This window comes from Pseudocitrobacter sp. RIT415 (genome assembly GCF_003057695.2).
GTDB lineage: Bacteria > Pseudomonadota > Gammaproteobacteria > Enterobacterales > Enterobacteriaceae > Pseudocitrobacter > Pseudocitrobacter faecalis.
The window spans coordinates 117,070-142,163 of sequence record NZ_QBJC02000007.1; the positions used below are offsets into that span (position 1 = coordinate 117,070).

Sequence of the window (25,094 nt, forward strand, 5' to 3'; positions counted from 1 at the left end):
AAAGGCCATAGGGGGAAGGATGTACCTGGTTGAAGAAAGGAGAAAATTGATCCTTGAAGAGATTATTTCGGCGGGTACCGTGTATGTAAGCGACCTGGCCAAAAAGTATGAGGTCACTTATGAAACTATCCGCAAAGATCTCTCCCATCTTGAAAAAAAAGGGCTGCTGATCAAAAGCCATGGAGGGGCGACGTTAAAGCAGGGGGCTGTCGAGCATCCTTTCCAGGTAAGGGAAAAAGAAAACAGTACTTTCAAGCAAGCGATAGCCAGAAAAGCGCTGGATTTTATCCCCCCCAATAGCTCAATGATTATTGGGACAGGGAGTTCTAACTATGAACTGGCCAATCTGCTGTGCATGAAATCTGGCTTTAAAATTTTTACCGATTCTCTGCCGGTGGCCAGCGTGCTGATCGAGTCTGATAACCAGGTCTTTCTGTTCGGCGGAGAACTGAGGAAGAAAAGCTCTTCTGTCTTTGGCGGATGGGCTGTGTCAATGATTAATGATATTAACGTTGATCTCTGTTTTATTGGCACCGATGGCTTCAACAATATGACGGGCCCGTCCACTCCGTCCTCCTCGGATGCCTTTCTGGATCGAACGATCATTGCCCATTCAGAGAAGAAATATATCCTGGGCGATTACACTAAGTTCCAGCGAAGCAGCTTGTTTAAGATCTGCGACTGGTCTGAAATTACCGCGCTGATCACTAATGATATCGCGGATAAAGACGGTATTGCCGAAGTAGCGAAGCATACAACAGTAATAACTTGTTGATATTTCATTCAATAATTACAATAACGGTACATAGCATGTGCCGTTGTCCCGCAGAAATAACATCAATCTGACGTACTGCTCATAAGAGCATTTTACGTATCACTATCAAAAAAACTCGCAATAACGCAAAAAAAATAAAAACTCTTAATAATCATTCTCTTGCATGTTGAGTGCGTCATGTTACCCAGGAATAAATGCTCATATGAGCATTTCATGTAATGCGCTTATGTGATTTTGTGTGATCGAGTTATAACTTTTGCGATCTCCCCATTTTAGCAAATCACTGATGTGTTATAACTGCTCATGTGATTAGTTGGATGCTCACATGAGCGTTTGGTTAGGTGAGGAGAATATAGTGGGTACAATTTCTATTAGTGTCGCTGATGGGGCGGCATACAAAACGTATGATGAAGTGCTGGAGCATATTCACGAGAAACATCTGGCCGAAGGAACCGTAAGAGAGACTTACCTCCAGGCGTTGCGTGAACGTGAAGCCGACTATCCTACAGGAATTTTACTTGATGGCTATGCTGTCGCCATCCCGCATTGCGATAGCCAGCACGCCATCAGCCCGGCGATATATATCATCCGTTTGCCTCAAGAAATAGAAGTTAATCAGGCTGATGGTGATGAAAAGTTGTGGGTTCGCCTGGTTGTCAACCTGGTTGTTACTCAACCAGCGGATCAATTGCAATTGCTGAAGGCGTTGTTTAACCATCTTCAGTTGGCTGATTTTTACCACCAGATGCTGGAGCTTCCTGCTGAAGAAGCAAAGGCATTATTTATTAACACAATAATTAAATAACAATTACCAGGAGATCTTACCATGATTACTATCCTCGTAGCCTGCGGAAGCGGTGTAGCAACCTCAACTCTTGCCGCTGATGAAGTTAAATCGGTTTGTGCAGAATACGGCATTGCCAATTTTAAGATTAATAAATGCAGCATGTCAGAACTGGCGTCCGAAATGCAAAGCGCTGATGTCGTCCTGACGACGAACAATTACAAAGGCGATATCGGTAAACCCCACATGAGCGTCGCAGGCTTTATTACAGGTATTAATGAAGCGGCGCTGCGTAAAAAATTAGGTGAGCTGTTAAGCGAAATTTCCAAAGGCTAAAGTCTAAAAAAGACGGGGGATGGTTAAATGGAAATGTTAAAAAGCATCATGTTTACTATTACAAGCATGGGCGCTACAGCAATATTGCCGCTTGTTATTTTCCTTTTAGGTCTGGTTTTTCGAATGAAGGTTGGTGCTGCCATTAAATCTGGCATCACTGTAGGTATCGGTTTCATCGGTCTGGGATTGGTAGTTGGGCTGTTAAATACAGCCCTGCAGCCAGCAATTACTTACTACTCAAAAATTGGCAGCGGGTTCACCGTGGCTGATATTGGATGGCCTGCGGTTGGCGCCGCTGCGTGGGTCGCCCCGTTTGCTGCAATGGTTATTCCTATCGGTATTATCCTGAATCTTATCCTGGTTCGTCTGAAGCTTACCAAAACGCTCAATGTGGACATCTGGAACTATATGCATTTCCTGGTTCCGGGAGCTCTTGCATATTTCGTCTTTGACAGCTTTTTCCTTGGGTTGGGTGTTGCCGTGGCTCTGAGCGTAGCCGCACTTTTTATTGGCGATCTGATTGCGCCAAGATGGCAGAAATATTACGGCCTGGAGGGAACGACCTGTACTACAATGATCCACATCGGATGGACACTTCCATTTGCATGGGTTGTTAACAAAATCATTGATTTCATTCCGGGTTTAAACAAGCTGGATGTGGATTTAGAGAGTGTTCAGAAGCGACTGGGTGTATTTGGTGAACCTGCAATCATCGGTGTGATTGTCGGTGCACTCCTGGGATTGTTAACCAAACAACCCATTACCACTATTGTGCCAATGGCGATGGGCGTGGCTGGTGTCATGGTGCTGTTGCCAAAAGTGGTAGGAGTCCTTATGGAAGGGCTTAACCCGATTGGTAAAAGCGCTAAAGAAATTATGCAAAAGCAAATGGGTAAAGATGCGGAACTGAATATTGGGATGGACTGCGCTCTGGCACTTGGCGATCCTGCAACGGTTACGGTGACCGTCATTACCATCCCTCTGACAATGCTGTGTGCGCTGGTTTTACCGGGTATTCAGATATTCCCAATCGGCGTGCTGATGTCAATTATCTATATGACGACCATGACGGTCATGGTCAGTAACGGCAACGTTATTCGCTCAATTATCTCAACCTTACTGTTCTGTGTAGTAGTTATGTATCTGGGGGGATATGTCGCGCCCGGTGCAACTCAGTTCCTGAACGGTGCTGGCGTCGGCCTGAATGGCCAGGGGACGGACTTCGTATTGACCGGCCCATGGGAGATTCTGACCTACTGGTTGAGCACAGTTACTCATTAATTTACGGAGTCGACTAAAATGGCACAAATTTTACCATCAGTATTTGGTGCAAACATATTACGTTTGCAGGAAGAAATTCAGTTTCTGGAAACAGAAAAGACAGAAATTCTGCATGTTGACTTAATGGATGGAACTTATGTAAGCAATATTGCTTTCGGCCCTAACCAAATTGCGGCAATGAAAAAAGCCAGTTCTATGATATTTGATGTCCATATGATGCTGGCAAATCCGGAAAGACATATCGATGATGTCATTAAAACCGGAGCAGAAATGATTTCAGTTCATTATGAATCAACGCCACATGTGCATTATATCATCCAGAAGATTAAGAAAGCCGGGCGTAAAGCTGGTGTCGTTCTCAATCCGGGAACGCCGGAAAACGTAATTGAATACCTTTTGGATGATATTGATTACATTTTGATTATGACTATTAATCCAGGTCAACCAGGTCAGACATTTATTGAAAAAAGCCTGGAGAAGATCCGGAATACTAAAAAAATGGTTGCCGGGCGCAATATTCAGATTGAAGTTGATGGCGGCGTTAATGCTGAAATTGCTAAAAAGGTCAAGGAAGCGGGTGCTGATTTAATTGTCGTTGGCGGCGCGTTATTTAATGACAACCCAATGGAAAGCTATCGCACATTAAGGGCAGCAATCAAATAATATATTAGTATCAAATAAACCCAGTCACCCTACACGAAATTATTGGCATTCATTAAATCACCAATTACCTGAAAGGGGAGTTGTCCTCCCCTATGTCATAAGATTTTGAGGAGTATAGAGAAATGAGTAATTTTGAAGGCAAAGTCGCGCTAGTAACCGGTGGGGCACATGGAATCGGGAAAGGTATTGCTAAGCAATTCGCTGACCGTGGAGCTCATACTGTTATTGTCGATTATAACGAAGAAAATGGTAAAAAAACGGCTGAAGAGTTAACTTTCGGCAATGTTAAATCCTTATTCGTTAAAACTGATGTATCTGATCCAAAAGCTTTGGAAAACGTACGCGAGCAGGTTTTTCAAACCTTCGGACGTATTGATATTCTTGTGTTAAACGCGGGTGTGGCGTTTGCTAATAAGGTCAATAACATCACTTTTGAAGAGTGGAATAAAACAATTGCGATTAACCTGACGGGTCTGTTCAATACCGTTAAGGCATTCTACGATGACTTCACCACTAACCGTGGTTCTATTGTTTATATCTCTTCCGGCTCGGCACTTTCCGGCACTGGCGGCGGCGTGAGTTATCCGGCCAGTAAGGCAGGCGGTGAGGGATTGATTCGTGGCCTGGCAAAAGAATTAGGGCCTAAGGGTGTCAATGTTAACGCTATCGCGCCACGCCTGATTGATACCGGTGAAATGATGCGCGTCAATTATCCCACCCAGGCCGATCTTGACGCTGTACTGGAAAAAATTCCAGTGCGCCGTCTTGGCACCATTGACGATGTGGCTAACCTGGCAATCTTTTTGGCTGACAAAGACAACTCGTACATTCAGGGGCAAACCATTCTGATGGATGGTGGTCGTACCATCGCTTAAAGGGAGGGAATCACATGAGCGTTCAACAAAATACTTTAAATATTCTGAACGAGTTGCAACAAAATGCGATGAAGATTGATGATGCCCAGGCTGCTCATTTTGTCGCACAGATTAAGAATGCCAAACATATCTTTCTGCAGGGCGCGGGGCGTAGTGGCATCGCCATTCGCGGCTTTGCAAACCGTCTTCTCCACCTCGGTTTTTCAGTAAGCGTTGTGGGCGAAATTTCCTCTCCGCATACGAAACCGGGCGATCTGGTCATTATTGGCTCCGGCAGCGGTGAAACCGGGAGTCTGGTGAGCCTTGCGCAGAAGGCCGTTGCCTGTGGGGTGGATGTGGCGCTTGTCACGATGAAAGCGGAGTCCACGATCGGAAAACTGGCCAAGAGTACACTTGTTTTGCCTGGCACCGTGAAAGAAGACAACGAACGTAAAGAAGGTTCTTTTTCCCAGCCTATGGGGTCGGCTTTTGAGCAACTCTGCTTTATCACCTATGACGCAATCGTGCTCGAACTGATGGCCCAGCTCGGTGAAACCAGCGACACGATGTTTAAGAGACACGCTGACCTTGAGTAATCGCCCGGAAACGTCCCTTCAAGGGACGTTTCTTTTTTCCCGGCGAGATGAGGAGCCAGGCTGACAAAACCCTCACATAGCAACTGCTTCAGGCACATATCCATGTACCACTCCAATCCTCCATTCTGACCCATCACTCAATGTTGTATGTAACAAATAAATCGCGGTATTTTTCCGTTAAAGAAAATGTAATTGTTATCATTCTGCTTATAAAGATGAAAATTGATAGATGTTCCTTCTTTAATCAGAAAGTCAGATGTGATTTTTTCCAGGATTTCATCGCTTAACGTATCATCTCTCTGTATTCTTTGAATTTTTACGGAGGTGAAATAGACTGCATCACCGAATTTTTTGTAGGAAAAGTCAATGTATCGTCGGATGAAACCGACCTTTTTGTCATTCTCAATATACACGCCGCTGAGATAGACCGTACCTGAATTATTTTCAGGGACAATGCTGAATGTCATGTTCTCATTGAGCTGATTATTATCAACGTAGTTGATGAGACTGGCTGTGCAGGAGATATTGCTGTTTGCTCTGTCCAATCGTAACATGGCAAGGTGGCTGATCAGTGTAGCGACAACAATAATGATAAGAACCATAATCAATGCAGTGTTCTTTTTATTCATGGTTTAACTCCATTTTAATAAATAAAGAAGAACAACTACCCGATGATTCCTGATCTAATTTTGAGTTACATGCCAGCGCATAGAACCCTCTCATCGTATTTGTTGTTGAAATATAAATATAGGGATTTCTCTCACATTTAATGTCGAGTCTATTCATCTCATTGATAACTGGTGCCAACGCATTAGCGGACGGAAAGGATTTATTATCATAATAAAATGTGCATCCTTGTTTTGTTACAAGGTGTTTGTATTCAGAGAATACATCCTCGCTTTTCACGGTATGCGACATGTTATTATGAAAGTTGTAAATCATGTAAGATATGATATATATCGAAACGCAAGCAATCGATATCCATAGCCACATAATATTACTTTTTTTTAATAAGCGTTCTTTTAAAGGAGGTAATGATTCCTCCTGATTCACAACATCCTCATGGATTGCGTCATGCTCTGGTGTATCTTTAGGAGTCTCAACGACTTTAACAGTTGCTTCTTCGTTGATTTTAAAACCCTTTCTTGGAACAGTTCTAATGATGTCGCTGGCATCAGGCGATGTACTTAATTCCCGAAATGAACGTCTGATAATCGAAATATTCTGGTAAAGGGTGTTTGTCGCGACTTCAGATTCAGCGCCACTCCACACTTTTTCGAAAAAACGATGATGCGATACCACCTGATGAGCGTTGTCTAAAAGCAAACTCAAGCATTTCCCTGCAGGATAAGTCAACATCACCTCATCTGAGGTGGTCAATGATGTTAATTTATTTGATGAAGAATTGAATTTCACTTCATCATTTATGATGTATATCATTAAGGTTATACCTTTACCCTTTTAACTCGATGTTATTCTTGAGCAAAATGCTGTGTGCACAACATGATGTTAAGTGTAGAAGATTTTGCCGTGAAGATACTGTGAATTATCTGAATTCTAGGAATTATCTGATTTTAAGGTGTTTATAAATCTTTTCAATTGTGTTTTTTTTGTGATTTGAATGTGGTTTGCAATGTAACTAAATTCAATAACTCACTGAATTTATTGGATTAAGAATTTTCTCTGCTGCAAGTCATCTTGTGAGTCTGCTGATTTCAGGTAAAACACTACAAACCACGAGGGTTTAGCGCAGCAAAATGCGTTGCCGTCAGCTACCTCGCTGCGAATCGGTGCCTCCATGATGCGCGAATCAGGTATTTATCGATGACGAGATCGCGACTTGAATTTCAGATGCCGCTGGCCCTGCACAACGCCGGGGAGAGCCAGCAATATTTATGCTATCCAGTTCTCTTCTGCCTTTATTAATACTGGTTGCTAATGATTCATTTGTGTTATTATAAATACGTGCATGATATTCCTTGTATCCAGGCAAAAGAATTGTAGTGAGAGATTGTTTTAAATATTTTCGTCGTGCTTTTGTTTTTTCTTATGAAATGTTAATGCTACGACGAAGAGTTAATGTGTTCTGAAACGATCTTAATTTAAAAAGTGATAAACCTTTCCAGTCTTAAATATAAAAAACCAGATGCGAATAAGTGTCTGTAAAATCTTATAAGTTTATCACCATCTAAAACATCACTCTTAAACAATACTGTTAATCCCCGTAAAGGGGGCTTGCTTACAAGGAAAAAATGAAATATGAAATTCTTAATTGATGATTTTTCAATGGAGTTTTTCTCACTGAAAAACAAAGTGGCGATCGTCACCGGAGCGGCAGGTGAATTGGGTCGGGGTTTAGCCATTGCGCTGGCGAAGGCGGGTGCCAATCTCTTACTGGTAGATATCAAATCAGCTAATCAGGAATATATTACGCGGTTAAAGCGTGCGGGCGGTGACGTCGATTTTATGACGATAGATATCACAGAACCGGGCGCTGCAACGAAGATTGTGAACAGAAGTGTAGAGCGATTCGGCCAGCTCGATATTCTTGTTAATAACGCCGGTATTTGTAATATCAATCGCCCGATTGATTTTAACCGTAATGACTGGGATCCCATGATCAATCTGAACCTGACGGCTGCATTTGAGATGTGTCAGGCCGCGATGCAGATTTTTGTTCCGCAACGGAGAGGAAAAATTATCAACATCTGTTCGGTTCTCTCTTTCCACGGCGGCCGATGGTCGCCAGGGTATGCGGCGACGAAACATGCGTTAGCGGGTCTAACCAAAGCCTACTCTGATGACTTCTCCGAATATAACATTCAGATTAACGGTATCGCGCCGGGTTACTACGTCAGCGAAATGACGTCAATTATCTATAACAATCCAAAAATCAGGGAACTTATTAAAGGCAGGATCCCGGCGAAACGTTGGGGTAAAGCACAGGATCTAATGGGGGCGATGGTCTTTCTGGCAAGTTCAGCGTCGGATTACGTTAATGGGCACATTTTAGTGATTGATGGCGGTTATTCTATTCGCTAGTGCAGAGCGCGCTTCCGGTGTTGTAACGATTCGGGAGCGCACTTAGTCGAACGACAATCCTTAATCAGAGAAGGTGATTTCCCGTTTTTCGCCGTGATCCCCCAGATACACTGCCGTCACTGTTCCTCCGGTCACCACATCCGCCAGCCAGTACCGCCGTTGGCTGAACGGTTTTACCATCATATCGCTCTCCTGGTTCACCCGGGTTGCGCCAATGCGGATGCCGCTAAATGAGATATGTAGCGGTGTCGGGTTATTGAATTCAATATATCCGGCTTTGCCATCGCGGCCCAGACGCCAGGTAAGTTTACGCACGGCCTCTTCCGGGCGTAGCGTGATGGATTTGGGACGGTAGAAGATTTTTAGCTGAGTATTCATTGCCAGTGTCACATGCGCAGAGTCTTTACGCGGACTTTCAGGCGGCATTTCATAAAGATTCAGCCAGAACGCGGATTCACGATCCTGCGGAAGCGGATCGTGATTGTAGACGATTCTCACTCCCTGAGTGTGTTTCGCCATCAACCGAAATACCGGCGGGAGTACGATAAACGGTGCCGTGGTTGATTCAGGCGAGCCTTCTCCATTATCGACCCAGCTCTGCACCACCACAGGGTAGTCGTTCGTATTGACCAGCATCAGCGTCTTTTCCCGATCGCCCTCGCGATAAATAACACGCGATGAAGCCGGCATGATGCCGGCTTCCACAGTACAAGCGAAGAGGGTGAGAAAAAGCAGTACAACGGATTTCATTGCATTTTCACCAATATATAAGCCGTTGCCCGAACCTTGCCTGAGCGCACGGTTTCATTAGGTAACTTTTTCAGGCGGGCGATAAAAGAGTAACTATAGCTGGAATAGCCCGGCAGGGTGGCTCCCTCTGGTGTGGCGCCTTCTAACACCGGATACCACCCTGCGGCGTCGCCGCCCGGTGTTAACGTCGCAATACCCGGCTGGCCAACCAGCGTCATCGGCGTATCGGGGTGGGCACTGTTCGAGATGTAGATCCCTACACCTTTTGCCATATCCGCCCCATCATAGTTATCTGAAACTAAAGCGCTGACACCGCCGCTGCTGTTGATAAGACCCAGTTTTTGCGCTGAGGTATAAGCCCCCTCAGAAACCTGTATCCCCAACGCCGTTTGGGTATCGTTTACCCCGGATTTCGCCGCGTCGCTGCACTCCACACGCACATTAAAGTTGCCAATGCTCTCCATACCCGCGCTAAGCTGTGATTCTGCAATGGTGGGAAGCATAACTAGCGGCGTGGCGCTACGGGCAACGCAGGTGGCATTGTTATAGAGAACATTCCCTGACCGCATGCCGTAACCGAAACCATTATCAGCCCCCCAGAATGACCAGTGAACTGAACTGTCTTCGCCCGGTTCATCATGAGCAAAGGGAACGCCGCTGGTGCCGGAAAGCTGAATATAGGCATTAGGTTGCGTACATTTGTAAACCACACCAGTAGGGCTTGCGTATCCCACTCCGCTACCATCGGTATTGTTATTACCGCAATAACTTGAGGACGCAGAAGTATCCGGTAGCGTACTGATTCGATAAAGCTCCGCATGAAGGGGAGGAATATCCTGCAAACGGATCTGAATCTTCGTTCCCTGCGTGGCATAGCTGGTGATAGGCACTTTCTTCCAGTAGCGACTAAGCGTCACGCCAGCCATCGTTTGCTTCAACCCAACGAAGGCGAACCAGGTGGCGTAAACATCAGTCAGGCCGTCAGGCCCGCCTGCATCATGAAACCCTCCGACACGATCGTCACCGTTCGTCGCGACCAAAAAATAGATGTTCGGCAAATCCGTCACGTCACATTCCCAGAGTACGGAGTCCCCTGTCGCGCCACGTGCTGTGTAGTTGGTGGGCGGAACCACCGTTGTTGCCAGCAGTGAGCCTACTGGTGCGAAATAGAGGTCGGTCATGTTTATTTTCCCGAACTCAATAATCGCTGTCCTGGTATCTTCCGTTTGCCCAACGAGTTTATTGCTACAGGTTGCCCATGCGCTCGACTGTATAAGCGCAACCAATATGATGGAGCTTAAAAGAATGTGTAAAAAAGTATTCTTAGACATCGTGTTTTCTCTGTATCAGGACTGACAGGTTTCATTCAGACGGATAAGAGGGCTTTTGTTCTCTTTCCCGCTGATGTCGAAGGGCAACTGACAGCTATCCTGCGCGCCGTCACCCCAGCGCACGGACAGGCGACCTTTCGTCTGCTCGGTGCGGAGGTATATTTGTCCCCCCTGGCCCGCAATTCCCACCACCGTATTATTCTCATCGAGCACATCAGCGCCCATAGGCAGTTCTGAACCATCCGCCATTTTGGATTTAATCAGCAGAGCTTTACCTGGCCGGGTTCTGAAGACCACTTTCACCCCGGCTCCCGCCACCGGCGCGACTTGTTTTTCGCTATCGACCAGCTCGGCATCACCTTCCATGCCTTCCGGATCGAGTGAAATACGGTTGTAGCGATAAGGTGTTACCGCCGGCACAAGGGCATAGCCGCTATCATTAATTTCCAACTGACTTGAGTTGTACACTTTCGCGCCTTCAGCGCCTTTGGCTTCGACAAGTGCGAAGGTTTCGCCAAGATAAGGCCCAAACGTGACGCCGCCACGGTGCGCCGCCAGCGCCCCTTGTACGTTGCCGGATGCCTGCCAGTAATCTTTACCTTTGGAGGCGTTAAGCCCAACGGTGGTTTGAGAGAAACGTTTTTGCATGTTGCCGCTCAGCGTTGTCTGTTTGTATTGCTGATCGCGCATGACGTTCAGGCTGTAGTTGGTGGTTTGTGCTTCATCAAGCATGCCCGTCAGCGAGCTTTGGTACTGAGTGCTGCCGTCGGTGGAGTGCGTCAAACTGTTACTCAGGCTCGGGACGCGTGGCCCGCTGCCGCCAAGCGGGAAAGAGAACGAGAGTGATGTCACTGTCTGCATTTCGCCTGCGCTACCGTTATAACTCCCGGTTCGCTGGCGTCCGACAGACAGGTTCATACTGATACCGTGGCGGAAGCTGTTGCTATATCCCAGTTGAAGCTGCGTATCGCGGTTTTTTCCACCACGATAGTCTTGCGTAGAGCCCGAAACGAATAGGTTGCCGTAGTCCGAAAGGCTTTGGCTCAGCGTAAGATCAAATCGCGACCGCTGACGCCATTGACTGGAATCCCATAACTCACTATTGCTGGCCGCATGGCGTTCACCGAGCACATCCGCCAGATCGCGATAGCCGCTGGTGGAATAACGGTAGCCAGCCAGTGAAACCGTGGTTGCCGTTGGCTGGAAAGTCTTACTCCATGTCAGTTGCGTCATCCAGCCATTCTGCGTCTGGTTTTCCGGAACACGGGCGTGTGACCATGTCAAATTGGCCCCGAAGGCTCCCAGGGTGCTGCCGTAAACCCCGCCCAGCATCAATGCCTGATAGCCGTCTGCAATACGTGACCCACTGTTAAAGGTCAGGGTATTGGTTAACCCGTGCTGCCAGGTAAGATCACCGAACATCGAGTCATCACCGCTATCCTGTGTTTTCCCGATTTCTACGTTATAGCGGGAGGTTCCGGGACGCATCGACTCCGGTACCGCCGAGAAGGGCACACTGAAACGGCTGACGGCGCCATCGGCTTCCGTGACGGTAACCTCCAGGTCACCGCTGTAGCTGGTAGGATAGAGATCATTTATCTCAAAAGGCCCGGGAGCCACGGTGGTCTGATAAATTTCATGACCATTCTGCATGACAGATACCCGGGCGTTGGTTGCCGCGACGCCACGAATTGTCGGCGCGTATCCACGCATAGAGTCAGGCAACATGCGTTCGTCGGTTGCCAGGCTAACGCCATGGTAATTGAGGCCAGAGAAAAAACGTCCGCTGGTGATGAGTTGCCCCATTGTTAACTGACTATTGATGCCAGGCAGCGGGCGCTGCAGATAGCTGCGGATATTATTCCACTGGCTACCCTGCGTATTATCCCAGGTCAGGTTCGAGAGTTGACGATATTGCCAGCTGCCAAGGTTTACGCCGCCGTTCAACGATGCCCAGAACGAACGCTGACTGTGGGCATTCTGGCCTGTATAAGCGACGTTATAGTAGTTGGCGATATAATTCATAAACGCCAATGACGTACCCGTATCCAGCTCATTAGGCGGTACATACCCGCGTGGGCGGCTGACTAACTGGCTTTGCGGTACCGTCAGATCTAAACGCAGTTGCGATAACTGCGTTTGGCTGGTGACGCCGGGGGCGAGATCCTGGGCGAAGGAACACACGGGCAGCGGTTTATCGTTCGCGGCCGCCATTTTGAGACCGATAGCCGTCGCCACCTCTGGCGTCAGACAGGGAAGCACACGGCCATCCGCCGCCTCTTTAAAATTGACATCCCAACTGCCTGAAAGCTTATTGTTGGTATAGATGTCCATTTTATAATTGCCGGGTACCACAGATTCGCGGGTGGTCAGTTTGGCTAATGATGACTGGCTGAACCGACTACCACGAAAGAGTTGGGGGTCAAAGGTGTAGGTGTTTTCATCTGACGACGTAACCGGCGTGACCGTTTCTCCCCTGGTCGGCAGGCACAGAAAAACCAATGATGCCGCCGAAAATAACACAACGGATTTATTCATTTCTTAGTACTCGCGCGTAAAAATAAGACCGCTCGTCAGGCAGGAAAAACGTTATAAGTTGTGGTCGGAAGCCACATTCACGCCGTAGTCGTTGACCGTTACCAGATGAATGCGTGCGCCCTGCGCCACGCTCGCGCCAGGTTTCAGTGGCCATTCAACTTTGCTCTGCGGGGCAATCATCACCGAATTGGCCAGCGGGATTTTCTTCCCGTTGCTCTGCAACTCAGCAGCACGAATCACAACGTAATACCCTCCCGGGTTGGTGACCTCTATGCGGTTCTGTTTCACCTGATAAGTCAGCTTGCCTGCCGCTTCGTTTGCTTTACCGGCGATGGTGCCTGGGCGGTAGAAAATTTTGACGCGGTTGGTCAAGGCCAGGATCAGTTGGTTCTGGCCTTTATCGGTGTTTTTCAAATAAGGCAGTTGGCTGAAGCTGAACCAGAACACTGACTCACGATCCTGCGGTAAATTCCCGCCGGTAAAGAGCAAGCGCAGTGACTGACCGGAAGACGCTTCCATGCGAAACGCCTGCGGAGTGGGCATAAACGGTACGTTTTTTCCTGAACCCTTCTCATCTTCAATATGGATGTTGACGATGTAGGGTTGTTCGCTGGTATTACGCAACTGGACTGTTTTTTCCTTTGCGTTGCCCGGAAAGATGATTCGCGTTCCGGTCATAACCACGCTGGCAAACGCACTGCTGCTCATGCCCATGGAAAATACAAGTACCAGTAAATATGCAAAAATGTTCATTCTTATCTTTTCCATGTCCATGAAATATCTGAATAAAGGAGCAAAATACTGGCTGGCATTAACTGCCAGCCAGTATGGAAATTAGAGGTAGCTCAGGGTGTATTCAGCAACAGCCGTGATCTTACCTGCGGTTGCATTTGTACTGTCCATGATGAAGTAACGAGCGCCGAAGTCATAGCTGGCTTCAGTTTCGCCCACTTTCAGGGTCAGGCCCGGAACGCTGGTTGCGCCAGACAGGGTGACTGGGTTACCGGAAGTGCTTGCATCCATCAGCTGGATACCAAAACCTTTGGCTGCATCGCTGCTGGTGTCGCGGTTGCCCATCACACCGGTGGTGGCGTCAACGTCATAGCCCAGAAACGTGGTGTTGATAGCCAGATCTGAACCGGTCGGTGCCTGGCAATTAGTGACAGAAACGGTAAACGGAGTCTGACCTGCGCTCTGGCCGTCAGCTAATGTTGCACCGAAGTCAGCCATAGCGACGGTCGGCAGCAACACGACAGAGTTGGTCTGGCCATTCACATTCACAGAACAGGTCTGATCGGTCACTTCACCCTGGAAAGTCACAGTCGGTGCAGCGAAAGCAGACAGGGGTAATGCTGCAGCAACCATCAGAGGAGCCGCTTTTTTGAATGCAGAAAACATAATCATATCCTTTAAATTAAGATTTAAATAAAGCTGTTACAAAAAATCAAACAATCAATCTATATGGTCCAACGTAATATTTCTTTGCTCCGTAATACTCCTTAACTGTATGAGAACTTTAAATATATGAAAGCCATCGCTATCACAATCAATCTCAAGCTTATTAAACGTTGAGATCTTATAATGACTAATGTACTTAACATCCTTTTGCAGAATGGCGCGCAGTATTCTTCTGTTATCAATCAAGAAGTATGCGCTATAAACATCCCATTCAAATTTTGTTAGCGTGATGCATTTAACGCGCCTGCTTAGCGCTGGTGCGTTAAACAGTTTCAGTAACTCATTAAATCTCGTGTATCTGCTCAGAAAAACCTTGTCATAGATAGAGAACAAGACCTGTCGGTTTTTCATCTTTCTCAACGAAATAAACGTTAAGAAACGAGAGAGTTCAGGAATCTGCGAAATGATACTGAAATCATCCAGCGCAACAATGAGAATGTTTTTAACGAACGCCTCATCAAAACGCAGTAAACTAAAGTCAATGTCGTTTATATCCTGAACATGGAAAAAACTGTCGACCGCAAAAAAGTTATTGCGGGAAAGTTTTACGCATAATCCTTGCAGGTAGTACAAATCATCAGAGATGACGATTACCCTGGACTTTAAATGTTTATTCATTGTTATAACTCTGTTGCTAACAACAAAAGCGTCTTCTTTTTTTAGTTTTAAAACTATTTAAACAAGAAGGTATGTATCTGGATTCTTTTGTTGCGCGACATTTTCAATAAAACATCTAATGCTTTCTGGCTTCGTTGTACCCTGTTACTGCTATCTATACGGTTAATCGTAGACGTGCTTGATGACAAGGTAAGTAAGAAGCTGGTTTATGTCCTAACAGCGATGGAAATAATATAAGTCATTCGTAATATGCATCACAACTGAATTCCCACGAGATTATTGTGGCGAACTTTAATAAAAAATTTAATGCTTGCTCTGTTGGGTGTGATTGGTGCTTTGTGCTGTATATTATCTTAATCACTTTCATTTAAGGCATTTTTCACCAGAAATGCGCTGTTGTTGTTTACTTTTATGTTGTATCGGTGCTCCTTCTTGCAATAATCCTATAGAAATTAACGGCTTTGCTCACAAAAAGCACGGTTGTTGATGTATTTAAGATCAGTTAAGAGGTATTGGAATAAGCGCGATTTTGTTCTTATCCATTGAATACATTGATAAATATTTACCTGAGTAAAATGGAAGGAGTTATTAGCTCGTTTTTCTTTGCCATGATTCGCGACGGTCATCAAAAATTGATCCAGAAGGGTATTTATATGCCGCTCTCATCCAATGTGGGGCAATACAACATAAAACAATGTCAGGGATAGGCTTCATCTATATAGCACTACGTCAGCGCTGGCGCACTGCTGTTGTACCGGGTGTCATAATAAAGTGCCGGTCGCTGGAAATTCGGTGGGGTATTGGTTTTCTGGGTAAACGGCTGCAGATGACGTTCTAACATTGCCACTCATTTTTCTCTGCGGCCAAACAAAACATCTCTTCGCTTCTTTATAAGAAAGCAATTGAGAAATGTGTTTAATGATTGTTAAGCATATAACAATCTTGAAATAAATTATCCGAGAAACTCGCCAGGTTTCTCTTTATTTTATATGAAATGATTGTGTGTCTGGAATCACACATCATTTCAGATCTGTTTTGTCACTTTATATAAGTTGGTAAAATTTTTATCAGGCGTTTTTTAAGCCTTATGTTTTAGGGGGTTACAGGCGGCGTTTTGAGTGCTTAAAATAATAGTTCTGAGTTATTTTCTGAAGTTCTATTTCACTTTATTTTTCGTGATTTTTTATTGGGGCTGATGATAGGATTTGCAGCGGTCATTTTTGATGGGGAGCGGGAAACTGTCTAAAAATGATCTGCACATCCAAAATGTATAGCTTCAATAAGGAAGACCTTTGTGGCAAATGTGACTTTAAAAAAGGAAGCAACAGTGGTGAGAAAAATCACCCCGATTGCTTTACTTATGATGTTGTCTTTTCCTGTTGTAACTCAAGCTGCAGGACTGGTAATAAAGAATGGAACGGTCTATAACGCGAATGGCGTTCCCGTCGTGGACATCAATACGCCAAATAGTAATGGTTTGTCGCATAACGTCTGGGATAACCTGAACGTCGATAAGAATGGCGTTATTTTTAACAACAGCGCGAACGGTGCCAATACTTCGCTTGCGGGTAATATTCAGGGAAACAGCAATCTGACCGCCGGGTCAGCGAAAGTGATTCTGAATGAGGTGACCTCTAAAAATCCATCCACCATTAATGGGATGATGGAAGTTGCGGGGGATAAAGCCGACCTGATTATTGCTAACCCGAACGGTATTAGCGTAAACGGTGGCGGCTCCATCAATACAGGTAAACTGACCCTCACTACCGGTACACCTGATATCAAGGACGATAAGCTGGCCGGCTACTCCGTTAACGGCGGCACGATTACCCTCGGTAAACTGGATAACGCCAGCCCGACAGAAATTCTGTCTCGCAACGTCGTGGTGAACGGCAAAGTGTCTGCCGATGAACTGAACGTTGTTGCCGGCAATAACTATGTTAATGCCGCGGGCCAGGTGACGGGTAACGTCATTGCGACCGGTTCCCGTAACGCTTATAGCGTCGATGTCGCCAGCCTGGGGGGGATGTACGCCAACAAAATCAATCTCGTCAGCACCGAAAATGGTGTAGGGGTTCGTAACCAGGGCGTTATTGCGGGCGGCGCTAACGGCGTTAGCATTGATTCCAAAGGCAACCTGCTTAACAGTAATGCGCAGATTCAATCCGCAGGCACGGTTAACCTGAAGACCAACGGTACGCTGGATAACACCACGGGTAACGTGACGGCAGTAGGCACCATCTCGCTGGATACCAATAAGAAAAATATCGTAAACAGCCGCTCGGGTAATATCTCCACGATGGCCGATATTTACGTTAACAGCGGCGCTATCGACAACACCAACGGTAAAATTGCCGCAGCAGGCATGGTGGCAGTCGACACTAACAACGCGACGTTGACTAACTACGGTAAAGGCAGTTCTGTCGGGATTGAAGCCGGTATTGTGGCGTTGAAAACGGGCACGCTGAACAACAGCACTGGTCAGATTCACGGTGGCTATGTTGGGCTTGAGTCTGGCGCGGTCAATAACAATAACGGCGATATCCAGACCACCGGAGATATCGACATTATCAGCAAGGGTAACGTAGATAACAACAAGGGGCTGATCCGTTCGTCGGCGGGGCACGTTGTGGTGGGCGCGGCGGGCACTGTGAATAACGGTTCCACTAAAACGGCGGACACCAGCAGTTCGGACTCTTTGGGTATTCTTGCTGATACCGGCGTTGAGATTGGTGCCAACAGCATCAATAACAACGGTGGCCAAATTGCATCGAACGGCAATGTTACCCTTGCCAGCAACAGCGCTGTTGACGACTATGCCGGCAAGATACTGTCGAGCAGCAAGGTCAGCATCAAAGGCAGTTCGCTGCGTAATGATACCGGTGGTATCAGCGGTAAGCAGGGCATTGATGTCGCCGTTGGCGGCAGCCTGACCAATAGTATTGGTGTAATCAGTTCTGAAGAGGGTGACATCTCCCTGTTAGCGAATTCCGTGGACAACCACGGTGGTTTCATGATGGGTCAGAACATCACGATCCAGTCGATGTCGGGTGTGAATAACAACTCCGCGCTGGTCGTGGCCAGTAAAAAGCTCAAGGTGAATGCGCGCGGCAGCATCGAAAACCGCGACGGGAATAACTTTGGTAATAACTACGGCCTCTACTTCGGTATGCCTCAGCAAAAGGGTGGATTGATCGGCAAGGAAGGCGTTGAGCTTTCCGGGCAGAACGTCTACAACAACAACAGCCGTCTTATCGCTGAAGATGGCCCTCTGACGCTGGAATCGCAGAACACGTTTGATAATACGCGTGGTATGTTGACCAGTGGCGCTGATGCGTCCATTCAGGTGGGCGGCACGTATTACAACAACTACGCCACCACCTGGAGTGCGGGCAACCTTGATATCGATGCGACCACTCTGCAAAACAGCAGCAGCGGTACGATGATCGATAACAATGCGACTGGGTTCATTGCTTCCGACAAAAACCTTTCCCTGAATGTCGATAATACGCTTACCAACTACGGTTGGATCAGTGGTAAAGGCGATGTTGATCTGACGGTCAATAACGGCAACCTGTACAACCGCAATACCATTGCGGCGGAAAAGGCTCTCGATATTGCTGCGCTTAACGGCATTGAAAACTGGAAAGATATCTCCGCTGGTGATGACCTGACGATGACCACAAATCGTCATGTAACCAACAATAGCAACAGCAACATGGTTGGGCGGAATATCGTCATCAACGCGGTTAATGATATTACCAACCGCGGCAACATTGTCAGCGACGCTGACATGACGGTGACAACCAAAGGCAACCTGTATAACTCTCTCTACATGGTTGGCTATGGCGATATCGCATTGACCGCAAACAGCGTAACTAACAACAACGCGACCATCGAAGCGACAGGCGATCTGACAATCGATTCGAAGGGCAACGTGGGCAACAACCGCGGTAAGCTGCATGCATTGAACGGCGTGTTGTCTGTAAAAGGCAATAATCTGAACAATGATTACGGTGAAATTCGTGGTTATGGCGATGTTACGCTGGCACTGACCGGAAATTACGACAGCTATAAGGGGTCGTTGACCTCTGAAACCGGCGACGTAACTCTGGCGGCGAACACCGTGGACAATGCGAATGGTTTGATTGCCGGTGAGAATGTCTCCATCGATGCCAAATCGACGGTATACAACAACACCGCGCTGATCGCTGCGAATAAAAAGCTGACCATTAACGCGGGTGGCAATATCGAAAACCGCGATGGCAATAACTTCTTGCGCTATAACGGCCAGGTGTTCGGTATTACGGACAATGTTGGCGGTATTGTAGGTAAAGAAGGTGTCGCGATTTCTGCTCAGAACGTTTACAACAACAATAGCAGCATCATCGCTGAAAATGGCCCGCTTAGCCTGCTGTCAAAGGGAACGCTGGATAACACCCGCGCGCTTCTGAGCAGCGGTGCTGAGGCTATTATCCGTGCGGCAGGAACGTTCTACAACAATTATGCCACCACCTACAGCGCCGGTAATCTCGACATTTACGCTGGTTCTCTGAGCAACTACAGCGACGGTCGTCTGGAAGACGATACCGCCACGGGTATTATTGCTTCGGATAACAACCTGGATCTGAATGTTGATAACAGCGTCACTAACTATGGTTGGATCAGCGGGAAAGGCGATGTGCATTTCAACGTTCTGAAAGGCACGCTGTATAACCGCAATGCCATTGCGGCTGATAAAGCACTGACTATTAGTGCCCTGAATGGTGTTGAGAACATTAAAGACATCGTGGCGGGAACGGCGCTGACAATTGATACTCAGAAGCATGTTACTAACAACAGTAACAGCAATATGCTGGGGCAAACCATCGCGATTAATGCCGTTAATGACATTAATAACTGGGGCAATATTGTGAGTGATTATTCTCTGGGTGTAAAAACGCAAGGGAATATTTATAACTATCTCAATATGCTCAGCTATGGCGTAGCAGGTGTATCGGCGAATAAGGTAACGAACAGCGGGACAAACGCCGTTCTCGGTGGCTTCTACGGCTTAGCGTTAGAAGCAAACGAAACCAATAACACCGGTACTATTGTCGGTATGTAAGATGTAACCAAAGACAGCAGCAACGTTCTTAAATATATGCGTCATGTTACGCAGGGGTTGCTGCTGTCTTTATTAAGCTTGAGACCATAATGGAATTACGATTTAAATTTAGCTGGCTGCTCATTCTTTTATGTTTTCAGGCATCCGCGAAAGACAGCCTGGATAACCTGATTAAGCAGCAAAAAAATGCTGATGCAGGGACGTATCGCGCGCATAAATTAGAGAAAAAGGACGTCTACTCTAACGCGCAACGCCATACGTTTATGCTGGGTGATTTACCGCAGGAGAAAAACTGCTTTCTGATTAACCGCGTAGAACTCGAACATGACTTCCTGGGACGTCAGCTGAGTAAAGCGGTGAATAAAGCCATTGCCGGACGCTGTGTTGGTAGTGTGGGGGTGCAGAAAATTGCCGCGGCACTGCAGGATTATTATATTAACGCCGGGTATATCACAACGCGTATTAGTCTTCCCGCGCAGGATATTTCCAAAGGCACGCTGCGTTTACGGGTGAATGCAGGAAAAATAGAAAAAACGGTTGTTGAAGGTAACGACATTAGTGAGTGGATGTTACCGTTTCAGCGTAACGATATTCTGAATATACGGGATATTGAGCAGGGGCTGGAAAACCTTCAGCGGGTACCTGGCGTTGACGTCAAAATTAACATTGAACCGGGAACGCGGGACGGTTACAGCATCGTTCATATCAATACCCAGCGTGGAAAAACCTGGAGTGTTCGGGCGAGCTATAACAATTGGGGCGATGAAGAGACCGGACGCTACCAGACTTCTGCGGTCGGTTATTTGTTCAATGCCGCGAAAATGGGCGACCTGTTTTATGTGGCGGGAACCCGTAGCACCACCGGGCAATATGAGAATGTTAGTGGTTACTACTCTCTTCCGGTTGGCTACTGGGAATATGGCTTCTTTTACAGCAAAAGCCAATCGCAGCAAGCGATTCCGCTCTCTTATTCTACCCTGGATTACGAGGGTGACAGCGAATACTGGAGCGCAAAAGCCTCGCGTACGGTATATCGCGATAAAAACAAAAAGCTGGCCGGAAGCGTTGAGCTGATCCGCCGGAAGTCGGCTTATACGCTGAACGGCGAAGAGATTACTTTGCAGGCGCGGGATATGGGCAACGTCAAGCTGGGGCTTAATTATAAGCAGCAGTTGCCAGGCGCATATTGGGATTCAACGCTCTCATGGCAGCGTTTTTTAACCTGGTTTGGCGGAAAAGAAACGCCTGATATGGTGTACGGCGACGTAAGCCCGGTTAGTCATGTTTTTAATTTTGCCGGGAACTATACCCGACAAATTAATAGCGGATATTACAACGCCGCGTTTATGGCTCAGTATGCACCACGTGAACTGACGCTGCAGGATCAAATAACTGTAGGTGATCGCTGGAGTATTCGCGGTTTTGAAAATAGTGCTGGTCTTTCAGGTAATGACGGATTTTATATTAAAAACACGCTGACCTATCCCTTTATGGGCGGCAAGGCCAGTTATTATGCGGGTGTGGATTATGGCCAGATTTACCAGGATGCCTCATACGGTGACGAAACACTTATTGGCGCAGCAGTCGGTATTGATGGCACGATAAAAAGTCTTGAATATAACTTTTCCGTGTCAACACCGCTTAAATATCCGGACACGCTGGATATCGACAAGGTTAACGTAAATTTTAATTTCTCGTACCAGATGTAGAAGAGAGTAGCGTAATGAGAATAGGAACCGATATTGTCGAGATTGCCCGAATCACCCGTGCGATTCTCAATGGTGAACAGGCTTTTTATCAACGTGTTTATACGCTGAAAGAGTGTGCGCTTATTAATCCGGACAATCCAGATTATGAACGCGCCTCGGGTTTTTGGGCCGCTAAAGAAGCGCTAGTTAAAGCTATAGGCTGTGGTTTTCGCGACGGAGTTCGCTTTCAGGATATTGAAATAACCCACGATGTTAATGGGGCTCCATATTTTATTATCACTGGACGACTGCAAGATATTCTTGTTGGGCAAGGCCTTAAAAATGTCGCCCTGAGTATTTCGCATTGCCGTACCCACGCCATTGCGACCGTCATCGTTTATTAACTCAATATATGTGATGAATATGTACAAATATAATGATTTGAATGAAAAAACTGTGCTGGTGACTGGTGCCAGTGGCGATATTGGATTGGGTATTTGCGAAAAATATCTTGAGCAGAACTGCAATGTTTATGCGCTCTATAAATCCAATGATGTGCAATTAAATGCCCTGAAAGCGAACCATCCGGTTGGCGATAAGCTGCATATTGTGCAATGCGATCTCGCTTGTTCACAGAGCGTTACTGCGCTCTGCGAACAGATTGAACGCGAAGCCGGCAAAATTGATGTGCTGGTTAATAACGCGGGCGTCGTCAAAGACAGCCTTTTTGCCTCGATGAGCTATGAGGATTTCACTCAGGTTATCGAGACCAATATGTTCAGCATTTTCCGTCTCACCAAAGACGCGTTGATGCTGCTGCGCGCGGCAGACAAGCCGGCCATCATCAATGTTGCCTCTATTGCAGCGTTGATCCCAAGCGTCGGCCAGGCGAACTACAGCGCCTCGAAAGGCGCGATTCTTGGCTTTACCCGTACGCTGGCGGCAGAGATGGCCCCCTGGGGCGTCCGCGTTAATGCTGTTGCACCGGGAATGATTGAATCGAAAATGGTGAAGAAAGTCTCCCGTGCGGTGGTTCGCGCGGTAACCAGCACCATCCCGTTACGCCGTCTTGGCACATGCGAAGAAGTGGCAAACACCATCGTCTTCTTAAGTTCTTCAGCCTCCAGTTACATTGTCGGCCAGACCATCGTTATCGATGGCGGCCTGGTTATGCGGTGATTTATGTCTAAATACACGATCCCTTCGAAGATCTTCCTCGAAATGGGCGGCTGGCGTCAGCCGCTGCTGATGGTCGATAAAATCGAAGATTATAAATATGGCGAAAATGGCTTTGTCAGTGTCGTAAAACACGTCACTTATAACGAACCGTATCTACTCGGACATTTCCCTGATGATCCGATTATGCCTGGCGTGATCATCTCTGAAATCTTCGGTCAGGCGAGTGAGTATCTGTCATTCCTGACAGACATTTGCGATATCTGGCGCGAGCGTTATGAGGAAGAACTGAAGTCATTGCGCGATATCCATGCGCGTATTTATCGCCCAGAAATGCTGGAGATAATCCGTACCCGTCGCACCCAGGTGCGCGGTGTGCTGGCGGCACAAAATTTAAAGTTTAAAGATATCGTCTATCCGGGTGATTCCATCGACGTTATCAGCAAACTCGCCTTTTCGGATGCCAACGGCTTTAAACATTATGCCGTCACCGCGCACGTCGGTAAAAAGCTGATTAGCCAGGGCACCATTATTAATTTCCGTGAAACCAAGTAGTCCAATAAGAGAGTGAACACCATGTCTAACATGAATGACGCGATTGAACAGCGTAAAGAAGTTCTGATGACCATTAAAACTGAGATTATCCAGCGCCTGAATATTCAGCGTGAGGAAGCGCAAATTGATGATGATACTGCGCTGTTTGGTAATGGTTTTAAATTAGATTCAGTCGATGCGACGGAAATTGTCGTGCTACTGGATAAAGTTTTCGATATCAAAATTAGCGAAAGTGACGATCCATCTTATATGCGCAGCATTAACAGTCTGGCGACTTTCGTTATTCAAAAGAAAAACGATTAATCACCCATTAACGAGAATATTATCAGGACCTATGTATGAAATCTCTTACTGAATTTCACTTGAAAAACAACGCCGTAATGGGTGTATATAACAATCGCACGGTGCCATCTTCTTATCATCCGGCAATCGTTGAATATAAAGCTGTGCGTGAAAATGCATTGCTGGTGGATCATTCCCATCTCTCTATTGTGAGCGTAATGGGCGATGACGCCTGGGCGCTAATCAACCATCTGGTCTCCGCTGATGTATCCATCATTCGTGATGAGCAGGCCATTTACTCTCTGGTGCTGAACGAAGAGGGCACCCTTCGCGGGGATATCTACGTGCTGTGCAGCATCGACGGTTACTACCTGCTGTCCGAAGATATTCCGGCAGCAGAACTGATTGCCAGCATGAATACCATTCTGGAAAAAGCGGAAGAGCTGGATATTCAGACGCTGCCCGAGATTCAGGATATGCAGGAAAGTGATTGGGGGGCGATCCTGCTTGAAGGCCCTTACTCATGGGAAATTATGTCAGAAATTCATGGTTTTGACGTGATTGGCCTGCCTTATTATGAGTATATGAACACCGATGAGGATCTGCTGATCTTCCGCTGCGGCAAACACGGTGAGTACGCTTATATGACTATCGGTGAGCAAGCAAAACTGGCTGAACAGTGGGAAAAGCTCTTAACCGTTGGTGAAAAATATCAGATGCAGACTGGCGGCCTGGATTATCAAAAAATCGTTCGGGTAGAAAACCCATGCTGGGACGCAAGCCTTTGGGAAGGTCAGGCGGTTAACCCGGTTCAACTGCAAATGCAATGGGCGGTGCAGTATGACAAAGATGACTTTATTGGTAAGGAGGCTGTCACCGCACTCTCTGAGAATTATACCGGCACCAAACTCATCGGGATGATTGCTCAGACTGAATGCGAAGGCATTGCTGCAGGCGATCGCGTTCTCGCGGAAGGTAAGGATGTAGGGTACGTGGTGAAAGCGGTATTTTCACCGGCGCTACAGCGGTTTATTGCACTGACCATGCTGGAAAATGATTACGCCTGGTCGGATATCAGCGGCTATGAAATTCAGACTGCCAGCGAAACCATTCCGGCACAATCAAAATGTCTGCCGTTTATTTATAACCTGAGCATGTTGGTTAGCCCAACAGAGCACAGTTATATCGATGCATCTAAAAATAAAAGCGCAGCGTAATTAAAATATGTCGCGCGGGGAAATAACCCGCGCGACCATTTCA

Annotated in this window: 23 protein-coding genes; 15 read left to right on the plus strand and 8 right to left on the minus strand. The window is 46.8% G+C overall.

The window, feature by feature from the left end:
* The first annotated feature begins 19 nt into the window (after positions 1–19).
* The 7 genes from DBY68_RS09665 to hxlB all read left to right on the plus strand — a co-directional run bounded on the left by DBY68_RS09665 (position 20) and on the right by hxlB (position 5,289).
* Complete coding sequence (locus DBY68_RS09665; RefSeq protein WP_108475883.1) at positions 20–775, plus strand: DeoR/GlpR family DNA-binding transcription regulator; 756 nt, start codon at positions 20–22, stop codon at positions 773–775.
* A 325-nt stretch (positions 776–1,100) separates the two neighbouring features.
* Positions 1,101–1,580 (plus strand): PTS galactitol transporter subunit IIA, encoded by a 480-nt coding sequence (gatA, locus tag DBY68_RS09670; RefSeq protein ID WP_199538661.1) that lies wholly within the window; start codon positions 1,101–1,103, stop codon positions 1,578–1,580.
* Positions 1,581–1,601: 21 nt separating this feature from the next.
* Positions 1,602–1,895: a PTS sugar transporter subunit IIB gene (locus DBY68_RS09675; protein ID WP_000628511.1), complete on the plus strand. Its 294-nt coding sequence runs from the start codon at positions 1,602–1,604 to the stop codon at positions 1,893–1,895.
* 27 nt (positions 1,896–1,922) lie between these two features.
* Entirely contained in the window at positions 1,923–3,176 is a 1,254-nt protein-coding gene (locus DBY68_RS09680) for a PTS transporter subunit IIC (RefSeq protein WP_108475885.1), read from the plus strand.
* 18 nt (positions 3,177–3,194) lie between these two features.
* The gene (gene rpe / locus DBY68_RS09685; RefSeq protein WP_108475886.1) at positions 3,195–3,839 is read left to right on the plus strand and encodes a ribulose-phosphate 3-epimerase; all 645 of its coding nucleotides are present in this window, start codon (positions 3,195–3,197) and stop codon (positions 3,837–3,839) included.
* A gap of 122 nt (positions 3,840–3,961) precedes the next feature.
* Entirely contained in the window at positions 3,962–4,714 is a 753-nt protein-coding gene (locus tag DBY68_RS09690) for an SDR family NAD(P)-dependent oxidoreductase (RefSeq protein ID WP_108475887.1), read from the plus strand.
* 14 nt (positions 4,715–4,728) lie between these two features.
* Positions 4,729–5,289, plus strand: coding sequence for a 6-phospho-3-hexuloisomerase (gene hxlB, locus DBY68_RS09695; protein ID WP_108475888.1), 561 nt, complete (start codon positions 4,729–4,731; stop codon positions 5,287–5,289).
* 137 nt (positions 5,290–5,426) lie between these two features.
* Here the strand turns inward: hxlB and DBY68_RS09700 are convergent, their stop codons facing one another.
* Together DBY68_RS09700 and DBY68_RS09705 are read right to left on the minus strand one after the other, a co-directional pair.
* Positions 5,427–5,918, minus strand: coding sequence for a FidL (locus tag DBY68_RS09700; RefSeq protein ID WP_108475889.1), 492 nt, complete (start codon positions 5,916–5,918; stop codon positions 5,427–5,429).
* Positions 5,911–6,729: a winged helix-turn-helix domain-containing protein gene (locus tag DBY68_RS09705; protein WP_108475890.1), complete on the minus strand. Its 819-nt coding sequence runs from the start codon at positions 6,727–6,729 to the stop codon at positions 5,911–5,913. Before DBY68_RS09705 ends, DBY68_RS09700 begins: the two co-directional genes overlap by 8 nt.
* 819 nt (positions 6,730–7,548) lie before the next feature.
* On the opposite strand from DBY68_RS09705, the gene DBY68_RS09710 reads away from it, so the two are divergent.
* Complete coding sequence (locus DBY68_RS09710) at positions 7,549–8,331, plus strand: SDR family oxidoreductase (protein ID WP_108475891.1); 783 nt, start codon at positions 7,549–7,551, stop codon at positions 8,329–8,331.
* Positions 8,332–8,391: 60 nt separating this feature from the next.
* Here the strand turns inward: DBY68_RS09710 and DBY68_RS09715 are convergent, their stop codons facing one another.
* The 6 genes from DBY68_RS09715 to DBY68_RS23070 all read right to left on the minus strand — a co-directional run bounded on the left by DBY68_RS09715 (position 8,392) and on the right by DBY68_RS23070 (position 15,026).
* Positions 8,392–9,081: a molecular chaperone gene (locus tag DBY68_RS09715; RefSeq protein WP_146745447.1), complete on the minus strand. Its 690-nt coding sequence runs from the start codon at positions 9,079–9,081 to the stop codon at positions 8,392–8,394.
* A complete protein-coding gene (locus DBY68_RS09720; protein ID WP_108475892.1) occupies positions 9,078–10,412 on the minus strand; it encodes a fimbrial protein in 1,335 nt (444 codons plus the stop codon). The genes DBY68_RS09715 and DBY68_RS09720 overlap by 4 nt, the downstream gene beginning before the upstream one ends.
* A gap of 15 nt (positions 10,413–10,427) precedes the next feature.
* The gene (locus DBY68_RS09725; protein ID WP_108475893.1) at positions 10,428–12,950 is read right to left on the minus strand and encodes a fimbria/pilus outer membrane usher protein; all 2,523 of its coding nucleotides are present in this window, start codon (positions 12,948–12,950) and stop codon (positions 10,428–10,430) included.
* Positions 12,951–13,001: 51 nt separating this feature from the next.
* Positions 13,002–13,703 carry a molecular chaperone gene (locus tag DBY68_RS09730; protein ID WP_146745448.1) on the minus strand — a complete coding sequence of 234 codons (702 nt, stop codon included), beginning with the start codon at positions 13,701–13,703 and terminating at the stop codon, positions 13,002–13,004.
* An 81-nt stretch (positions 13,704–13,784) separates the two neighbouring features.
* Complete coding sequence (locus DBY68_RS09735; RefSeq protein WP_108475895.1) at positions 13,785–14,348, minus strand: fimbrial protein; 564 nt, start codon at positions 14,346–14,348, stop codon at positions 13,785–13,787.
* Between the two features lie 54 nt (positions 14,349–14,402).
* Positions 14,403–15,026 (minus strand): hypothetical protein, encoded by a 624-nt coding sequence (locus DBY68_RS23070; RefSeq protein ID WP_229837699.1) that lies wholly within the window; start codon positions 15,024–15,026, stop codon positions 14,403–14,405.
* A gap of 1,294 nt (positions 15,027–16,320) precedes the next feature.
* Between DBY68_RS23070 and DBY68_RS09745 the strand changes: the two genes are divergently transcribed.
* The 7 genes from DBY68_RS09745 to DBY68_RS09775 all read left to right on the plus strand — a co-directional run bounded on the left by DBY68_RS09745 (position 16,321) and on the right by DBY68_RS09775 (position 25,051).
* The gene (locus DBY68_RS09745) at positions 16,321–20,133 is read left to right on the plus strand and encodes a filamentous hemagglutinin N-terminal domain-containing protein (RefSeq protein WP_146745449.1); all 3,813 of its coding nucleotides are present in this window, start codon (positions 16,321–16,323) and stop codon (positions 20,131–20,133) included.
* 89 nt (positions 20,134–20,222) lie between these two features.
* The gene (locus tag DBY68_RS09750; RefSeq protein WP_108475896.1) at positions 20,223–21,842 is read left to right on the plus strand and encodes a ShlB/FhaC/HecB family hemolysin secretion/activation protein; all 1,620 of its coding nucleotides are present in this window, start codon (positions 20,223–20,225) and stop codon (positions 21,840–21,842) included.
* Positions 21,843–21,856: 14 nt separating this feature from the next.
* Entirely contained in the window at positions 21,857–22,225 is a 369-nt protein-coding gene (gene acpS, locus DBY68_RS09755) for a holo-ACP synthase (RefSeq protein ID WP_108475897.1), read from the plus strand.
* A 13-nt stretch (positions 22,226–22,238) separates the two neighbouring features.
* Positions 22,239–23,000 carry a 3-oxoacyl-ACP reductase FabG gene (gene fabG, locus DBY68_RS09760; RefSeq protein WP_146745450.1) on the plus strand — a complete coding sequence of 254 codons (762 nt, stop codon included), beginning with the start codon at positions 22,239–22,241 and terminating at the stop codon, positions 22,998–23,000.
* A gap of 3 nt (positions 23,001–23,003) precedes the next feature.
* Complete coding sequence (locus DBY68_RS09765) at positions 23,004–23,552, plus strand: 3-hydroxyacyl-ACP dehydratase FabZ family protein (protein WP_108475899.1); 549 nt, start codon at positions 23,004–23,006, stop codon at positions 23,550–23,552.
* A 21-nt stretch (positions 23,553–23,573) separates the two neighbouring features.
* Positions 23,574–23,855, plus strand: a complete 282-nt coding sequence (locus tag DBY68_RS09770; RefSeq protein ID WP_146745451.1) for an acyl carrier protein — start codon at positions 23,574–23,576, stop codon at positions 23,853–23,855.
* A gap of 35 nt (positions 23,856–23,890) precedes the next feature.
* Positions 23,891–25,051: an aminomethyltransferase family protein gene (locus tag DBY68_RS09775; RefSeq protein WP_108475900.1), complete on the plus strand. Its 1,161-nt coding sequence runs from the start codon at positions 23,891–23,893 to the stop codon at positions 25,049–25,051.
* The last annotated feature ends 43 nt before the right edge of the window (positions 25,052–25,094 follow it).

What these genes read in the sequence shown, in the direction of transcription:
- DBY68_RS09665 (WP_108475883.1), top strand. Translation starts at nt 20, where the DNA reads ATGTACCTGGTTGAAGAAAGGAGAAAATTGATCCTTGAAGAGATTATT.
- gatA (WP_199538661.1), top strand. Translation starts at nt 1,101, where the DNA reads ATGAGCGTTTGGTTAGGTGAGGAGAATATAGTGGGTACAATTTCTATT.
- DBY68_RS09675 (WP_000628511.1), top strand. Translation starts at nt 1,602, where the DNA reads ATGATTACTATCCTCGTAGCCTGCGGAAGCGGTGTAGCAACCTCAACT.
- DBY68_RS09680 (WP_108475885.1), top strand. Translation starts at nt 1,923, where the DNA reads ATGGAAATGTTAAAAAGCATCATGTTTACTATTACAAGCATGGGCGCT.
- rpe (WP_108475886.1), top strand. Translation starts at nt 3,195, where the DNA reads ATGGCACAAATTTTACCATCAGTATTTGGTGCAAACATATTACGTTTG.
- DBY68_RS09690 (WP_108475887.1), top strand. Translation starts at nt 3,962, where the DNA reads ATGAGTAATTTTGAAGGCAAAGTCGCGCTAGTAACCGGTGGGGCACAT.
- hxlB (WP_108475888.1), top strand. Translation starts at nt 4,729, where the DNA reads ATGAGCGTTCAACAAAATACTTTAAATATTCTGAACGAGTTGCAACAA.
- DBY68_RS09700 (WP_108475889.1), bottom strand. Translation starts at nt 5,918, where the DNA reads ATGAATAAAAAGAACACTGCATTGATTATGGTTCTTATCATTATTGTT.
- DBY68_RS09705 (WP_108475890.1), bottom strand. Translation starts at nt 6,729, where the DNA reads ATGATATACATCATAAATGATGAAGTGAAATTCAATTCTTCATCAAAT.
- DBY68_RS09710 (WP_108475891.1), top strand. Translation starts at nt 7,549, where the DNA reads ATGAAATTCTTAATTGATGATTTTTCAATGGAGTTTTTCTCACTGAAA.
- DBY68_RS09715 (WP_146745447.1), bottom strand. Translation starts at nt 9,081, where the DNA reads ATGAAATCCGTTGTACTGCTTTTTCTCACCCTCTTCGCTTGTACTGTG.
- DBY68_RS09720 (WP_108475892.1), bottom strand. Translation starts at nt 10,412, where the DNA reads ATGTCTAAGAATACTTTTTTACACATTCTTTTAAGCTCCATCATATTG.
- DBY68_RS09725 (WP_108475893.1), bottom strand. Translation starts at nt 12,950, where the DNA reads ATGAATAAATCCGTTGTGTTATTTTCGGCGGCATCATTGGTTTTTCTG.
- DBY68_RS09730 (WP_146745448.1), bottom strand. Translation starts at nt 13,703, where the DNA reads ATGAACATTTTTGCATATTTACTGGTACTTGTATTTTCCATGGGCATG.
- DBY68_RS09735 (WP_108475895.1), bottom strand. Translation starts at nt 14,348, where the DNA reads ATGTTTTCTGCATTCAAAAAAGCGGCTCCTCTGATGGTTGCTGCAGCA.
- DBY68_RS23070 (WP_229837699.1), bottom strand. Translation starts at nt 15,026, where the DNA reads ATGAATAAACATTTAAAGTCCAGGGTAATCGTCATCTCTGATGATTTG.
- DBY68_RS09750 (WP_108475896.1), top strand. Translation starts at nt 20,223, where the DNA reads ATGGAATTACGATTTAAATTTAGCTGGCTGCTCATTCTTTTATGTTTT.
- acpS (WP_108475897.1), top strand. Translation starts at nt 21,857, where the DNA reads ATGAGAATAGGAACCGATATTGTCGAGATTGCCCGAATCACCCGTGCG.
- fabG (WP_146745450.1), top strand. Translation starts at nt 22,239, where the DNA reads ATGAATATGTACAAATATAATGATTTGAATGAAAAAACTGTGCTGGTG.
- DBY68_RS09765 (WP_108475899.1), top strand. Translation starts at nt 23,004, where the DNA reads ATGTCTAAATACACGATCCCTTCGAAGATCTTCCTCGAAATGGGCGGC.
- DBY68_RS09770 (WP_146745451.1), top strand. Translation starts at nt 23,574, where the DNA reads ATGTCTAACATGAATGACGCGATTGAACAGCGTAAAGAAGTTCTGATG.
- DBY68_RS09775 (WP_108475900.1), top strand. Translation starts at nt 23,891, where the DNA reads ATGAAATCTCTTACTGAATTTCACTTGAAAAACAACGCCGTAATGGGT.